This window comes from Bacilliculturomica massiliensis, from assembly GCF_900605495.1.
GTDB classification, from domain to species: domain Bacteria; phylum Bacillota; class Clostridia; order Peptostreptococcales; family Anaerovoracaceae; genus Bacilliculturomica; species Bacilliculturomica massiliensis.
The window spans coordinates 209,224-224,955 of the sequence record NZ_LR027602.1; the positions used below are offsets into that span (position 1 = coordinate 209,224).

The window sequence follows — 15,732 nt, forward strand, 5'->3', positions numbered from 1 at the left end:
TATGGGCGGTAACACAGATAAGAGCGCAGATCCACGCGCAGATCGATACGCGGGCCAAGGGACAGGGCGATATGCAGATCAACACAAGATCAAGGCGCTGGACGATGCCCGGGCTCATGCGCAGATTTGCGTGCAGGTCGATGCGCAGAGCAAGGCGAAGAGCAACGCGTGGAACCGTGTGCAGAGCAACGCGTGGGACAGTGTGCAGAGCGGGGGAATATGGCGTGCTCTGAGACGAATCAGCAGCACTGCAGGCAGTCCAGGTCCGGTGGATAGCGAGAGACCCGGGCTGATCAGCATTACGGCCGCCGGCGTGTAAGGAGGCAGATATGAACGATATCAAAGTAATGGACAGCGGCAATGGGTATGATCTGGAGTCTGCCGCCCCTGCTCTGGTCAGGTATAAAGCGGAGACGGAGGGGTCTTGCGGCGGAGACGGCAGTCCAGAGATCGCTGCGGCTGCCGGGTACGGGAGCCGCAGACTGTACCAAGAGACAGCGTATGCAGAAGATGAATGGATCGAGCCGGTATGGGGGCGCACGCAGGCAGATGCAGATCGGGCCCGGTACCTAAATGATAAGATCGCGGCAGGCGGTCTGGGCAGCCTGACGTCGGAGGAACAGACCCAATGGCTGTCCGGGCTGCTGGGCTGTCTAAATTACGATGACCTCAACCGAATCGAGACCGACACGCGGTGGCTGTCGCAGACGCTGCATGCCTACGGTTACGGCCTGGCCGGCCTGGAGCATAAGATGGACTGGTGCATGACCGACCTGCCAATGATCAGCGCGATGGAGCGGATCCGTACCAACGTACAACATCTGATCGATATCTACCATGGGCAGTCGGCACAGCTGCCGGCAGCTCTGTCAAGTCCGGGCTGGCAGGAGATCAATGACGTTGAACGGATCCTGTACGAGATGAGGGACATGATCGATCGAATGGCCGAGAGCTTTCTGTACTGCGGCGCTGCGGCCTGCGGACAGGCGGCGGGCCTGTGACCGGCATTGCGGCGGCTGAGCTTCCAGAGACAGGGCAGCCGCCGCCAAGGCGGCCTGTCTGACCGCGGCGGCTGTGATCGAGAGACCGGCCGGCCGGGGGAGCTACTGGCGCTGCGGCGTATGGCAGGACTTCGCATTTTAGGAGGGATAAGAATTGAAAGATAGAGTAGTACAATACCCGCACCGGTATCAACTGATGCCGGTCAGCGGGCAGAATGGGGTCTACGATCTGATACCGGTACCGGGAACGGTGACAGAGGCCGGGACGGCGCTGAATAAGGGGAATTTGTTGTCGGATGAGACGGCAAACCTTCTTGGTTTGGATTCAGACGATGCGCTTATTAGCGTCGCGCTGTGCCGGTCAAGCATGCCCTCGTTCATGACATTTTGCGGCGCGGAACTGGATGCCGCCTTGGGAAAAAATAACGAGGATCGAATTCTGGGGGTAGGGAGACAGCTTGCGATGTACGCTTGGTATAAAGGAGAGATGCGAGAAGAGCACCCATTCACCAAACTTTGCAAATGCAATACTTTTGAAAATTGTCTTGATTATGCGGGGAATGAAATTTTGTTAAGCCCAAAGCTTTCAACCCTGCTTGCGCCATCACATTATGCCTTTGACCTTGTAAAAAATAAATATTTGTCAAACGTTGATCAGTTTGTGTCGGCGATGCGAAATCCAGACGCTATATCATCAATCTGCCTTTTTAATGGCTGTGTCGATTTCGTCCGGACAAATGCCGAATATCTTTCCGCGTTTAATAAAAACCGCGTATCGTTTGTGACCGCAGGAAATTTTTCGTGGACAGTTCCGAACGGCGTTACCTGTGTTGTTGCCCAGCTGATTGGTGGCGGCGCGGCTGGCGGCAATTGTGGAGAATATCGGAAGGCAGTATTTGCAGTGAATGGGGGCCAGGTACTGCATGGATATATTGGACCGGCAGGAAAAACCGCCGGGGCCGCTGGAGGAGATGTCTCTTTTGAGGGTGTGACGGCAAAAGCGGGAGCCGGTGCACAGCAGAGTGGGGCATTTATTGTGAAATCTACAAATGGAACAAGCGGCACCGGGAGGGGCGTAGGAATTGGCGGGTTTGGTGGAGGAAAAGGAGGATTCGGGTACAATAGCGCGAATGCTGGCGGAACCGGAACTTTGGAACTCGGCGAATCGGCAAACAGCGGTGGATTTGGAAAGAGCAGCGGTAACTGGGGACAGAATGGGGGCGGAGGTGGCTTCGGCTCATCTGGTGATGGTTGTGGCGGCGGAGGTGGCGGCTACGGCGGCGGAGGTGGCTACAGCGGCACAACCGGTCTATCCGGTGGCGGACAGGGCGCCATTGCGATCACGTACGTTTAAAAGGAGGAAATCAGAATGAATCAGACAGTTAAAAATACCAAAAAATGTATGGGGGGGGGGGGTAAATTGTACCCCTATAAGCCGCCCTTGTATTGAGATTGACCGTAAGGCGGCGCTGCGGCTGCTGGCAGATACGGTGAAGTACGGGAAGGCGGTGATCCGCCTGTGAAGGATCGAATTGTAGAATATCCCCACCGATTTACTCTGATGCAAGTCAGTGGGCAGCCGAACACGTTTGATCTTGTGGCCGCGCCGGGGATTGTGACAGAAGAAGGAACGCCCTTGAACAAGGAGAATTTGTTGAGTGATGAGGTAGCGTCCCAATACGGATTATTCGGAGATGCAGCGACGGTTAATAATGCTTTATTTAGATTAACTGTATGTAATCAAATGGAAAGACTCACATCAAGCCAGTTGTGGATATCCCCAATAACGGGGCCTCTTTGGATTACGATTGCAGGTGCAGGAGGAGGCGGAGCTTCTGCGCTTGATAAAGCCCTCGGAGGCGGAGGTGGGAGTGCAGGTGCTATAAAAAATTTTGTATATTGGGCGAAAAAAGGAGAAGAAATTGACATAATCATTGGAGTTGGGGGTGCAGGCGGAGTCGGGCATAGTGCAGGCAGAGACGGAGGCTCAAGTATATTTGGAAAGGTGACGAGTGTACCCGGAGGGAAAGGAGCCCCGTTGTTGTCAGTTGGTGGTGGATCTGGCGGTGGAGACGCTGTGACTTCTGCTGGCGGTGCAGGTGGAAACGGTGGCGGGGGAACCGCAGGAAAACCAGGAGAGCTAGCGGATAGAATTGAAACGACAATTGTTCAAGCTTTCTCACATATAGAAAATACAGAAACATCGTTAGGAGGAAAGAACCAGATAGAAAGATACAGTGGCGGTGGCGGTGGCGGGGGAAGCAATTTAATCGGAAGAGGTGGAAACGGGGGAGATGGTATACAAGGGAGTGTGACGACGGATGGTCAGAATGCCGTTGGGCCTTCTGCAGGTGGTGGCGGCGGGGGGGCATACGGAAATTATTCAATCAAGGGTAATGGTGGCTTTGGAGGAGACGGGCTGTGCATAATCCGTCACGGCCCCGTAGATTTACAATTATAGAAGGGTAACGCAACGGATAAGGTGAATATAAAATGTAAAAAATGATCGGGGGGTAAAATTTCACCCATATAAAGAATTCGTAATCGAGATCGACCGGCGGATGGCGCTGAAGCTCTTGCTGTCTGCGCTGCTGGGTTTAGAATTAATGCTGGTAAGTACATTTTTGGCGAACATATAGATGTATCAGTTGGTGATCACTGTGTCTGTCGGAAGTGAAAACACAGTAATTTCAGGGGCTTACTCAAAGACATTGACAGCCGCGGTCGTCACCGGACCTATGGGAACGCCGGTAAGGGCCCGTTTTGCCATATTACCCGGAATGATTGGAGTGGTTGAGCTGGCCGAGGCCAGCGGGCTTACACTGTCAGGTGGCGGTGCGCAGGACGTCCTGCGGTCCACTACCCGGGGTACCGGAGAATTAATCGACGCTGTTATAAAGCTGGGGTGCCGTAAAGTGATCGTGGGATTGGGCGGCAGCGCGACCAACGACGGCGGCGCTGGAATTCTGCAGGCGCTTGGCGTAAAGCTGACCGATGCAGGCGGAGTGGAGGTTGGAAATGGCGGAGGGGAACTAGAGCGGATCGCTGCTGCGGATTTCACACAGGTTGATGAAATCTACTCCGAAGTGGAGCTGATCGCGGCCTGCGATGTCAATAACCCCCTCTGCGGGCCCAATGGGGCTTCGGCTGTATTTGGTCCGCAGAAGGGTGCGCAGCCCGCCGACGTACAGAGACTGGACAGGGGACTTTTGCATTATGCAGAATTGTTGGAAAGTAACATGGGAATGTCTGTCCTGGATGTGCCGGGTATGGGTGCTGCCGGCGGCGCTGCGGTGGCTCTAGCTGCACTGTTTAAAGCAGAATTGCGATCCGGGATCGACATTATTCTCGACCTGTGCCGATTTGGCGATCAATTGGAACGCTCTGATTTTGTAGTTACTGGCGAGGGCCGCGTGGATTTTCAAAGCGCTGGCGGAAAGGTCATTTCCGGTGTGGCGGCCAGAGCCGGCCGCAAGGGGGTGCCTGTAATCGTTATCGCGGGGGCTATTGGGCCGGGAGCCGAAAAGCTATATGAGATCGGGGTATCAGCTCTTGTAGGAATCGCCGATAAGCCCATGACTATAGAAGAGTCTATGGAGCGTGCAGAAGAGCTGATCGCAGCATCGGCCGAAGGCGTGGCCAGACTTGTACAGCTGGGGCTGTCGCGGAAGGGTCCGACTGATTAAAACATATGGTCGGTTGCAGTCGCTTCGAGTTTACGGTGGCGGAATTGTTCAAGAACCCACGGGTTCATTCTGAAATACATGGACATTTTTTCTCGCCGAAGCATTCTAATTATAACATATGTGCACATAGAATCCCGGCCGTGCTGCCTGAAAAAGGTTGAATCGAAATTGGATTACGAATCTGTACATATATGTTGGTATTACGGAGGAATTAGAAGGTGAACATGGCTGCCATAAGCGTCTGTACGCTACGCTGCAGCCGCCGTCCGTACTCTTCCCAATCGGTCGGCTCGGACCGCTCGTTATTCGAAAGTCCACCGTTACTCAAAACACTCTCGCCCTTCCGGGTTCAAATCTCTTTAAAGGGCATAGCAAAAAGACAACCTTAAGGTTGTCTTTTTTTCTTGGTACACCAACAGGGGCTCGAACCCTGGACACCCTGATTAAGAGTCAGGTGCTCTACCAGCTGAGCTATTGGTGCATATTTTTTTCTGTCGAACGCAAAATCTATTCTAGCACCTAGCTTGTACAATGTCAACAGATTTTTTTAATATATTTAAAAAACCGAAGAAGCACGGTGGGAGGGAGAGACGGTCCACAGAAGAGTTTTTTCTGATGAGATAGATGGAGCGCGGGCTGTAACGTTGCAGCTGCGCCGGGTCCGCTCTCAGCAGTTTCATCATCTCTTCTGTAAACGGTATTTTGATCATGACGACCTCCTGATGTTTCTGGAGCGCAATACCCAAAAGTGAATGTCCATTTTGGAGGGTACACGAAAACCGCCATTGTATCTGTGTCCATAAAGCGGGGTAATAAAAAACCGATCTCGTCCACACTGACGGGTACTTTATCGTTTTTCCTATATCAGAATAGGTGAAAACGGCAGAAAAAATGCAAAATCACATAAATACACGTGGAAATCAGCGATAATCGCTCGTGATCAGCGGTAAAATAGGTGAAAACTCAGAAAAGAAATGTTTTTCGCCTATTTTACCGCTCTTTTTAGACAAATTTGATTAAACGATGCTGATTTCACCCATTGACCGAATCAGGCCGCCGGGAGCGAAGCTTTGGATATCTAGAATATGACAGATGCGCGTATCTGTGCATCTGTGCTTCTGGGCATCTGCACATCGTTTTCTATTCTATACTTCTATATCGCCTATCCGTACGAAACGAACTGGGCTGAATCTACATGTCAATATTGACAGCCTTGATATTTTTCTTTTTCGTGTAGATGAGGAAGCCGACGTAAATGGCGAAATAGCACGGTGCGCAGATGTAGATGGCCTTGGCTTCGCCGGGATCCAGCAGCGTTATGACGAGTATGCCGATGTAGGCCAGCATACCGAGGACTGGTATGAGAGGGTAGGAGACCCTGTATTTAAGATCCCTTACGTCTCCGCCTTCCGCCACAAATCTCTTGCGAAAGTTGAACTGGCACAGGCAGATGACCGTATACATGAAGATGTTCCCGCCGCCGATCAGATAGATCAGGAACAGGTAGACTGTGTCTTCGGCAACGAATTCTGAGATGATACCGAAGAGGGCGAAGATCATGCTGATGGTCAGCGCGTAGACGGGCACGCCGTTTTTGCTGGTCTTGGAACAGAATTTCGGGGCCTGACCGAATTTGGACAGGGACCACAGGTATCTGGTACAGGCGTACACGAAATAGTTGCCGGAGGTCAGTGCAGACGTCAGAACGATGATGTTGATGACGACGGCCGCCCCGTTGAGACCGGCAAACTGGAAGACGTAAGCGAAGGGACTTCCCTTCAGATCCGCCTGATCCCATGGCAGCAGGGCGATGAGCACGCAGGTGCAGGCGATGTAGACGCCGATGAGCAGGAAAACTGTCCAGTTGACGGCTTTGGGTATGTCTTTTTCCTTCTCGATCTCGCCGGCGGTGGCTGCGATCATTTCCGTACCGCCGAAGGCATAAAATGCGCTGAGCATGACAGAGCCCACGCCTGCCAGCCCTACGGGGAACAGTCCGCCGTGAGAGGTGTAGTTGCTCAGACCGACGGCCTCTCCGCCGCCCAGGCCCAGGATCATGGCCAGACCTACGATGATGAAGGCGGCTACCAGCACCAGCTTCAGGCTGGAACACCAGAAGGAGATATTGCCGTATTTCTGTACGCTGATGAGATTGGCGCCCAGCAGCAGTACGGCGAAGACGACGATCCAGAGCGTGGCTGAAGTAGATGGGATCAGATTAGTCATGATGATAGCGGATGCGACGATCTGTGCCGTGATGGTGAGCGCGGCTCCGATCCAGTTGACCCATCCGATGGTAAAACCCATGGCGGGGTTGATGAACTCGGTGGCGTAGGCCTGAATGCTGCCTGCGATGGGCATGGCGGAGCAGAGCTCGCCCAGGCAGGCGGTCATCAGCCAGATGATAAAGCCGCCGATGAGGTAGGCGACGATGGCGCCTCCGGGGCCGGCGCCGGAGAGTACGTCGCCGGAACTGAGGAAGAGACCGGTGCCCAGGGTGCCGCCCACACCGACCATGATCGCGTCTTTCGTTTTCATAGTCCGCTGGAGACCGCTTCCTGTCTCCATGACCCTTTCGATGGATGTTTTTTTCTTTTCACTCATTTTTATGTCCTCCCTTGTGAAAAAACGCAGGTTTTGTTTTCTGAGAGATCACGGATGATCAGGATAAGAGTTTCCGGATCAGCTTGTCGTAGAGGTCGGGCAGGATATCGAAGTTATACGTTTTGTGCAGCCGTTCGGTATGTTTGTGAAAGTCCTTGCCGTACCCGCCCAGGACCACGCCGGGGACCCGGAACTTTTTCAGTTCATCCTGCGGAAATTGGTAGACGGAGTTGACGCCGGCCAGATTTTCAAAGAGCTTGTCGAAGTTCATCTCCGGGGACAGACCGGTGTAGCACATATCTGAGATGCCCATGTAGTAATTTTTCAGTTTCAGCGATTCCGAATATTCGCTTCCCGCATAGTCCATGATCTCGCGGACGCAGGCCAGCAGCTTAGACGCGTCCGGCGCCTCCGGATCCAGATACACGTCGGGATAGTAAGGAGGAATGATGGACACGATGATCATGGGTCTTTTATCTCTGTAGAACTCGTAAAGCCGTTTGACGATATTGATGCAGACGTCCTGCATCTCCATCTGCTGTGCGGCCAGGCTCTGTGCATACTCTTTCATGTCCAGTTCCAGATCTCCGTCGTAGTCGGCGCCCACTTTGTCCCAGAGCTGGCGGAAGGTCATGACGCAGGGCTGTATGGGGTATGTAACGGGTTTTTCGCCGCAGACCTTTTCAAATTCATCCTGTTTCTGCTGCATGAAAGACAGCGCGTTTCTGAAGGCGCGGTCTCCGATCTCCGTCAGCATATCCATGGCCTTTTCCGGATCAAGCTTAATGGTGACGATATTGTAGTAGGCCGCCGTATAAAGGGGCGTGGACACGGAATAGGTGGTCTTGAGGTCCTGCATCTTCAGACATACGGGCGGCGGAGTGGTCTCTCCCATATTCTGCTGGCAGAAGCCGGAGTTGAAGTGGAGGAGCCGATAGACCTCCTGGGCCAGCAGATTGGGGTCGATACCCAGAAACGGTTCGCCGGCGTGGGTGGACTCGCCTACGAAGAAGTACATGGGCATGATCTTCCCGGAAGCGCCGTAGTGAACGTACCGGTTTTGGTCTTTGGCCTGATCCTCCATCATGAAGCATTCCGTGAGCAGCAGCGCCGTATAGCGCAGATTCTTTTCCGCTGCAAAGCGGTTGAAGAAGGGCACGGCGCAGAGCATTCCCTCTGAATTCGTCTCCTCGCCGCAGACTGCCGCGTAGAGAAGATTTCCCTTCAGACCGGCTCCCTTTTCCTCGTCAAAGTGGCGCATCAACTCGATGCAGAGGGCGTGGCCGTACTTCATGTCGGCGGTGCCGCGGCCAAACAGCCATTCGCCGCTCTCAAAATCTTTTTTGCTGTCCTCGTCCAAGGGCATTTGATCGATCACCTTCGTGATCTTTTCAACGTCGCAGGCGTATTCCTTCAGATGGCCGTATTCCTCCGTATCTACCACATCGTAGTGCCCGGTGAGGATCACGGTGTCGGGGCAGTCCGGAGCAAGCTCCATGAAGGCGGTGACGATGCAGCGTTCCAGCGGATCGTTTTCCAGGGGGATCAGCTTTATGTGATCTGGGTTCTCCGCAAAGTAAGGGATCTCGCTCAACAGCTCCCTGAGCCGGTAAGCGGCACGGATCTCCTGATCTGTACCTGAGACGCTGGGTATTTCCACCAATGTCAGCAAGTTTCTGTAGATGTTTTCTTTCTTTATCATGGCAGACTCCTTATTCATAAAGATTTGATTGCAATCGTCATTCATGTATCGCAATTATCGTGCCAATTAGAAAAGCAAAGAAAAAGAGACCAAAAACACAAAGAATCGGTGTGTTTTTGGTCTCTGCAGTACAAAAGGACCGGAAGAAGAGGCCTTTTGTAAAAAAATATTCTTTCCCGTAAAATTTATTTTTCCAAATTTAAATTCTGTTTTTTCTGGCGAAGCAGCTGGGGAGATATGCCCAGAAGCCGCGCAGTCTGTCCTGTATCGCCCCCGGTCTGGGCGAGGGCTTCCTGGATCCGCCGCCGTTCCAGCTGTGTGAGGTATGCCTTCAGGGAAAGACCGCTGCCGGTGTACTGTTCCCATATGAGCTGTGATTCCTGCATGAATTCAGTACGCTGATTCTCCCCGGCGGCTGTCAGAAGTCGTTCCTGAACGTCTCCGACGGTGATGGAGCTGCCGTCCGCACCGTAGCAGGCGCTTTCCAGCGTGTTTCGAAGCTCGCGCACGTTCCCCGGCCAGGAGTGCCGCAGAAAGAGATCGCGCAGCTCTCCGCAGACGCCGGAGAGCCGTCTGCCCAGGATGCGGTTGAAGTGGGCGATGTAGTAGTCGGCGATCAGCAGCACGTCTTCGTCCCTGTCTTTCAGAGCAGGCAGCTCGAACTGGATGACTGAAAGCCGAAAATACAGATCTTTTCGCAGAGAGCTGCCGCTTAAAAGCTGGGAGACGCCCAGATTGGAGGAAGCGATGATCCTGACGTCCAGATAGATCTCTTCTTCGCCGCCGATGGGACGGATGCATTTATCCTCAATGGCCTTCAGCAGCTTTCCCTGAAGTCCCAGAGGCATGGAATTGATCTCGTCGAGAAAAAGCGTACCTTTGTCGGCCAGCTGGAACAGACCCTCTTTTTCCATCGCGTCGGTGAAGCTGCCTTTTTTGGTTCCGAAGAGAATGCTTTCCAGGAGGTTTTCGGGAAGAGCGCCGCAGTTGATGTAAACAAACGCTTTCTGTCTCCTCTTGCTGGAATTGTGGATGGCTCTGGCCAGCATTTCCTTTCCGGTCCCTGTGGGTCCGGTGATGAGGATCGGGGACTGCAGATCGATCACCTTCGCAGCCTTCTTCTTGACCTCTGTTATACGTGGAGATTCGCCGATGATGTCGTCAAGAGAGATCTGGGACAGGTCGCGCAGCGGAGCGGCGGGAGCATGGATGGAAAGGATATCTTTCCCCTCGTTATAAAAGGCAAATTCGATGGCGCCTACCACTCGTTCGCCGTCCTTCACGCAGAGGGTATCGCTTTTTTGGCGGACGCGTTTGCCGCCCTTTGTGATCAGTTCCTGCACGCATCCCAGGTATTCTTCCCCGAAGCGGACGGCCCGCATCAGTGTGCTGGTCTCGTCGCTGAGATTGTCATAGAGCTGAGGGATCCTTTTCCCCAGAAGATCCTCCGGTTTCAGGTCAAAAAAGTCAAGGTCACCGATATTAAAATATCTGATCGCGCCGGTCTCGTCCACCAGTATAATGTCTCTGAATGACGAATCGATATCCATTTTATTTTTCACGTTGGACATTTCCTCTCCTTCTCAGTTGGATCAGCCGGACTGCAGGGTTTTCCGGCCCTGGGCAGCGGGGCCTGCTGTTTCTTGACTAAAGGCCGTATTTATTCAGCTTATAGCGCAAAAGCTGTTTGGAGATGCCCAGTTTTTCCGCGGCTGCTTTCAGACTGCGTCCGCACTCCTCATACTGCCTGGCCAGGATGGCTTTTTCCGCAAAAGCCGTCTGCGCCTGCAGATCTGTGGGGTATGCCCCGCCGCCGGGATCCGCCGCCGGACCGCGGTCTGCGGATTCCGCGGCCTCGATGATGTAGAGCGGGATTTCACTGCGGGAGATCCTGTTGTTTTCAGAAAAGGCGAAGGCACCCTCAATGACGTTGCGCAGCTCCCGAACGTTTCCCGGCCAGTCGTAGCGTTCGAAGATCCGCAGGATCTCCGGATCCGGCGGCTGGATATTGCAATTCATCTTGCTGTTAAAATACCGGACAAAGTGATCGGCAAGAAGCGCCACGTCGCCCTTTCGCCGGGCCAGACGGGGCAGCTGGATATAGATGACAGCCAGGCGGTAATAGAGATCGGGCATCATTCGGCCGTCCGCCATGAGCTGCCGCGGATCTTCATTGGTGGCCGCCACGATCCTTACGTTAACGGAGATCTCCCGGCTCGAACCGATCCTGCGGATCTTTTTGCTTTCCACAGCCTGAAGGAGCTTGATCTGCAGCTGGGGATCAAGGGAATTGATCTCATCGAGAAAGAGCGTGCCGCCCTCAGCCAGTTCAAACAGCCCCGCCTTGTCCTCCGCGCCGGTAAAGCTGCCTTTCGTCGTCCCGAACAGCAGGGATTCCAGAAGACCGGGCGGGATAGCGCCGCAGTTTTGGGAGATAAATTTTTTGTGATACCTGCGGCTGCTGTTGTGAAGGGACTGAGCCGCCAGTTCCTTGCCGGTGCCGGTTTCGCCGTAGATCAGAACGGTGGAGTCCGTAAGTGCAAACTTTTCGATCTGCTTTTTCAGCGCGGCCATGGATTCATCGCCGGTAATGATATCGTCCAATATATACTTCGTATGATTGGATCGATAAAAGAGGTGATCCGCATGGGCTTCGATCTCGCCGATGTGATTTTTATCGTAAAAGAAATCGGCGAATTCGAGGGCCGCCACGGCCTTGCCTCCTTTATAGATGGGATAGGCGCATCCTGTCTTGGTGAGGCGGATCCCTCTGACCGTGGTCAGCTCACACTGAAAAAAATCCGACGCCGTTCCTTCCCTGAGCGCGGTCAGCAGGGGGTAGCCCTTGTCCATATCAGTGTAGAGATCGTGCAGGAACAGGCCGGTCAGATCTTCCAGCCCTGCTTTGAAATACTGTGGATTTCCTATATCTGAATAAATGATTTTTTCCGTTTGATCGACAATAATGAAATCTTTAAAATTTCCGCTGTTAAGCATTGGCTCCACCTTTGTAGTCTGCAGGAGATGCAGATGTTCGTCCGTTTCTGAAAAAGTCTCTGCGGATAGTATATCACGGGAAGATTCCCCACGTCCGCGAAAATGATAGATTTGATCATGCATTTGGTGATCCGGCAGAGAAATGTCTCCGGTCAGAATGTCTGAGACGGCCGATGACGATTCTTTAAGATTCCTCGATTTTCCGCTAATAGAACCGGCGCAAATGAGCAGAATAAACGTTGAACAAAGAAGTTCATTTTGGGTGTCGGCCGGTGAAAACAGGCCGGCCGGTAAAAACGGAGGTACAATAAAATGAGAAACGAAAGCAACCAGACCAACAAAAACAATCAGTCCAACCAGACCAATCAGACCAACAAGAACAACCAGAGCAATCAGTCCAATCAGAGCAACCAGACCAACAAGAACAATCAGTCCAACCAGACCAACAAGAACAACCAGGCAAATCAGACCAACAAAAACAATCAGTCCAATCAGTGCCACTAAGCGCCGCGGATTTTTAGCCGCGATAGTACTGAATGCAGAGGGAGAGCGGTTCGAGCCGCTCTCCTTTTGCGTTTTTGCATTTGTTAAGAGTCCCTTGAAAAAGATCGGGAATGCGTAAAGAAGAATTTTCCGGGAGCCTGTGGCGGTACAGGAAAAAACATTGATATTGCAGGGGGCGTGTATTATAATATAACGTATTATGGTGTAATTATTTTTCGATATCGATTCGATGTAAATCCGATTTGCATATGTAATTATAAAACATTTTTCTGTGAATACTTTCTAATAATTGGGTGGAGTTCAAGTGGAGGACCAACATGTATTGTAGTAAATGCGGCAATCCCATAAATGAAACGGATCTAAACTGCAGGATCTGTGGAGCTGAGGTAAACGGACGCTCCGATGAGAATGCAGTTCCGGCCGGCGGCAGAGAAGACGCGGCGGAATCCGGGAAAGCGGCTGACGAGACAGCAGCCGGGGACAAACCGGTCCGTCATATGGAGTTTACCTGGAACGTATATGATTTTCCGAAGCCTAAAAAGACAGAGGATCTGAATCTTTACTGGACGCTGGAGGATGAGCGGAGACGGCAGGCTGAGGCTGAAGCCGAAAAGCAGCGGGAGGCGGAGCGTGAGACGCAGCCGGTGAAGGAATCGGGAGATGGGGCGGAAGGGGAAACGGAACAGACGCGGAAGCCGGAAGCGGGGAACGCTCAGGAGCCGGCCCGGGATATCAGGCAAAGCGCCGCGGAGGGGACAGGCGTTTCCGGCGGCGAACAGAGCGCGGGGAAGAAGGCGGAGGCAGAGGCGGCCAGAAAAGAGAGCGTCAGAGAGATCGAGAAATTTTTTACCTTTACAAAGAAAAACGAGGAGTTTCAGCAGCTTCTGGACAGAGAGTACGACAAACTGAAGAGGCGGGAGCAGGGCGAGCCTTATGTGGAGCCGGACCTCAGTTTTGAGCGGGAGGAAGAAGATGTTTACCTGAGACCGGACGTCTCGGAGGCGCAGAGCGAATTTGAGCGGATGATCCTGGAGGGGACTACCCCGGCAGAGGAAGCGGTGCCGGTGGAGGACCTTTTCCGGCGCAGAACGATGCCGGTAGATCTGACGGAGATCCAGAAGGAAGCGCGCAGAGCGGCGGAGCGCAGGGACGCGGAGACGGCGCCGCCGCAAGAGTCCCGGGGAGAAGCGGGAGAGCGGGCGGCGGAACCGGCCAGCCATACGGAAATCCCCACGGAGACGGAAGGGAAGCAGAGAGAACCGGAAACGCCGGCGGAAGCAGAAGAACCGGCGCCTCCTTTCACGGAGGAGAGCGGGATCCCGTCCATCGAGCTGCAGAAAAAAAGCGTGGACGAGATCGTCAGGAGATATACCACGGCGCTGGGAGCTGATGAGATCGCGGCTGCGGCTGCAGCCGCAGCTTTGGAGAATGAATTTCGGACTGAGCCCAGTACCCATGAGGTTCAGAGAGAAACGGCGGAAGAAGCCGCCCCGGCTGAATCAGAGGGGACGACGGCTGCGGGATCTTCGTCAGATACGGATGAAACGACTGAAACAGCTGCCCCTGCGGAAAGCAAGGCGGCTCCCTCCGGCGCCCTGGCCAGGGAACTGGCGGAGATGGCGGCAGCCCGCGACAGGATGATCCAGCAGCTGGCCGAAGAGAAGGAAGCGTTAAAACGAGCGGAGGCGGAGGCGGCCAGACGGGAAAAAGAGGAGCAGGAGCGTCAGGCGGCGGATCTGTTACGCCATGCGGCGGAACCCTATCCGCAGCCTCAGCCGGAGACCCTCACGAGACAGACTCTGCCGGGAGCCAACGCGGAGATCCAGGTCACCGTGGCGGTGAAGGCCGGCGGAAGCGCGCCGGGGGAGACGGTCAGCGTGATCTCCGGGCCTGCAGGCAGCGAAGTGTACCGCACGGCCGTGGCTTCGGAGCCCGCGCCCGGCGGCAGACCGGTCACCGCTTATATAAAGGAAAGCGCGGGGACTACATCGTCGGATACCCGCAGATACGAGCCTCCTGCGGAGCTGACCATGCGGACGCGGGTGGTGGAGGCGAAGGAAGTGCGCGCCGCCGCTCAGGCGGGAGCGCAGGCAAGACCGCCCGCCGGTTTTGGCCAGGCATCTGCTCCCGACCCGGCGGCCGCACCGGATATGGCGCCCGCTTATGTTCCGGCGCCGGACCCGGCTTCCGCGCCGGACCGGAAGTCAGAGGACGGGGGGCAGGCTGGCATAAAGGCGGATCAAAAGGGTCCGGAACCGGCTGCGAGACCGGCGGCCATGGAGGAACCCTGGCATGAGAATACGCTGAACAGCCTGTTTGCGGTGGTACCCGAGTCGGAAGAACAGAAAGAGGAAGAGAAAAAGGGAGGCCGCGGGGGGAAGATCATTCTGACCATAATTGCGGTCATCCTAGTCATAGAGATCGCGGCCCTGGGCATCAAGTATTTTGCCCCGGAGAGCGCGGCTGCGGACGCTGTCCGCAGTGTTGAAGTGCGCATCGTTCAGATCTTCAGCGGAGCGGTGGAGGGCGTGTCGGATTTTTTTAAAGGACTGTCTGGCGATGATGATCCCGTGCCAGGCGGTGATGCAGACGGGGACGGCTCCGCCGAAGGAACGGCGGGGGCGGGAGAAGAGAACGGCAGCGCGGACTTGGACGGAACGGCAGATGGGGAGAAACCGGACCCTGCGCCCATGAGCGACAAGACGGCGCTGATCGCCTCGCAGAGCTCCAAAAACAAGAATATAAAAGAGATCTCGGCATCCGACGAACTCAAATATTTGTCGGGCCAAAGATACAAAACAAAAGACATTGAAAACTCAAAGCCGCTGGAAAATAATATTTGGAAGACTCTTCCTTCTGGAGAGACGCTGTATTACGACCAGGCGGTGGTGGGGACGATCATCGCTTTTGATTCTCAGTGGCAGGATTATGTGAACAGCGGTACGAAGGATGCGCTCAGCCTTCTGAAGGAGGGCAGTCAGGCGTATCGCTACGCGTCCACCTATTCGAGGGTGGGGAAAGAGACGCAGAGCTTTGAGCTGCTGCAGATCGGCGAGATCCGCCAGGGTGAAAACGGGTTTTACGTCTGGACGAAAGAGCAGATAAAAAAGACGCAAAGCGGTCAGACTAAAATCGTGACTTATCATTGGATCTATCAACTGGAACCCGTGGGCGACGAGATGAAAATCGTTAATTATACCAGGTACGAGGTCTAGGCCGGCTTCCCCGCAGCGTTGGG

Annotated in this window: 11 protein-coding genes and 1 tRNA gene; 7 read left to right on the forward strand and 5 right to left on the reverse strand. The window is 54.1% G+C overall.

Annotated features, from left to right (window positions below; translation table 11 throughout):
* Position 1 precedes the first annotated feature (1 nt).
* The 5 genes from E0E37_RS07580 to E0E37_RS07600 all read left to right on the forward strand — a co-directional run bounded on the left by E0E37_RS07580 (position 2) and on the right by E0E37_RS07600 (position 4,687).
* Positions 2-319, forward strand: coding sequence for a hypothetical protein (locus E0E37_RS07580; RefSeq protein WP_130862439.1), 318 nt, complete (start codon positions 2-4; stop codon positions 317-319).
* A 10-nt stretch (positions 320-329) separates the two neighbouring features.
* Positions 330-1,001, forward strand: a complete 672-nt coding sequence (locus E0E37_RS07585) for a hypothetical protein (protein ID WP_130862440.1) — start codon at positions 330-332, stop codon at positions 999-1,001.
* A 154-nt stretch (positions 1,002-1,155) separates the two neighbouring features.
* On the forward strand, positions 1,156-2,355 hold the full coding sequence (locus E0E37_RS07590; protein WP_130862441.1) for a hypothetical protein: 1,200 nt from the start codon (positions 1,156-1,158) through the stop codon (positions 2,353-2,355).
* 165 nt (positions 2,356-2,520) lie between these two features.
* On the forward strand, positions 2,521-3,462 hold the full coding sequence (locus E0E37_RS07595; RefSeq protein WP_130862442.1) for a glycine-rich domain-containing protein: 942 nt from the start codon (positions 2,521-2,523) through the stop codon (positions 3,460-3,462).
* A gap of 178 nt (positions 3,463-3,640) precedes the next feature.
* Positions 3,641-4,687: a glycerate kinase family protein gene (locus tag E0E37_RS07600; RefSeq protein WP_130862443.1), complete on the forward strand. Its 1,047-nt coding sequence runs from the start codon at positions 3,641-3,643 to the stop codon at positions 4,685-4,687.
* Between the two features lie 405 nt (positions 4,688-5,092).
* Here E0E37_RS07600 and E0E37_RS07605 read toward each other — a convergent pair.
* The 5 genes from E0E37_RS07605 to E0E37_RS07625 form a co-directional block, all read right to left on the reverse strand.
* A tRNA-Lys gene (locus E0E37_RS07605) sits at positions 5,093-5,168 on the reverse strand.
* 710 nt (positions 5,169-5,878) lie between these two features.
* Positions 5,879-7,291, reverse strand: coding sequence for an amino acid permease (locus E0E37_RS07610; RefSeq protein ID WP_130862444.1), 1,413 nt, complete (start codon positions 7,289-7,291; stop codon positions 5,879-5,881).
* A 58-nt stretch (positions 7,292-7,349) separates the two neighbouring features.
* Positions 7,350-8,993, reverse strand: a complete 1,644-nt coding sequence (locus E0E37_RS07615) for a M20/M25/M40 family metallo-hydrolase (protein WP_165445265.1) — start codon at positions 8,991-8,993, stop codon at positions 7,350-7,352.
* A gap of 185 nt (positions 8,994-9,178) precedes the next feature.
* Positions 9,179-10,564 (reverse strand): sigma-54 interaction domain-containing protein, encoded by a 1,386-nt coding sequence (locus E0E37_RS07620; RefSeq protein ID WP_130862446.1) that lies wholly within the window; start codon positions 10,562-10,564, stop codon positions 9,179-9,181.
* A gap of 76 nt (positions 10,565-10,640) precedes the next feature.
* Positions 10,641-11,990, reverse strand: a complete 1,350-nt coding sequence (locus E0E37_RS07625) for a sigma-54 interaction domain-containing protein (protein WP_165445266.1) — start codon at positions 11,988-11,990, stop codon at positions 10,641-10,643.
* Between the two features lie 312 nt (positions 11,991-12,302).
* Here E0E37_RS07625 and E0E37_RS07630 point away from each other — a divergent pair, with 312 nt between their 5' ends.
* Entirely contained in the window at positions 12,303-12,494 is a 192-nt protein-coding gene (locus E0E37_RS07630; RefSeq protein ID WP_130862448.1) for a hypothetical protein, read from the forward strand.
* Positions 12,495-12,811: 317 nt separating this feature from the next.
* Positions 12,812-15,709 (forward strand): zinc ribbon domain-containing protein, encoded by a 2,898-nt coding sequence (locus E0E37_RS07635; protein ID WP_130862449.1) that lies wholly within the window; start codon positions 12,812-12,814, stop codon positions 15,707-15,709.
* Positions 15,710-15,732: the final 23 nt, after the last annotated feature.

Excerpts from the sequence above, each read along its gene's own strand:
- E0E37_RS07580 (WP_130862439.1), top strand. The coding sequence starts at position 2 with ATGGGCGGTAACACAGATAAGAGCGCAGATCCACGCGCAGATCGATAC.
- E0E37_RS07585 (WP_130862440.1), top strand. The coding sequence starts at position 330 with ATGAACGATATCAAAGTAATGGACAGCGGCAATGGGTATGATCTGGAG.
- E0E37_RS07600 (WP_130862443.1), top strand. The coding sequence starts at position 3,641 with ATGTATCAGTTGGTGATCACTGTGTCTGTCGGAAGTGAAAACACAGTA.
- E0E37_RS07610 (WP_130862444.1), bottom strand. The coding sequence starts at position 7,291 with ATGAGTGAAAAGAAAAAAACATCCATCGAAAGGGTCATGGAGACAGGA.
- E0E37_RS07615 (WP_165445265.1), bottom strand. The coding sequence starts at position 8,993 with ATGATAAAGAAAGAAAACATCTACAGAAACTTGCTGACATTGGTGGAA.
- E0E37_RS07620 (WP_130862446.1), bottom strand. The coding sequence starts at position 10,564 with ATGTCCAACGTGAAAAATAAAATGGATATCGATTCGTCATTCAGAGAC.
- E0E37_RS07625 (WP_165445266.1), bottom strand. The coding sequence starts at position 11,990 with ATGCTTAACAGCGGAAATTTTAAAGATTTCATTATTGTCGATCAAACG.
- E0E37_RS07630 (WP_130862448.1), top strand. The coding sequence starts at position 12,303 with ATGAGAAACGAAAGCAACCAGACCAACAAAAACAATCAGTCCAACCAG.
- E0E37_RS07635 (WP_130862449.1), top strand. The coding sequence starts at position 12,812 with ATGTATTGTAGTAAATGCGGCAATCCCATAAATGAAACGGATCTAAAC.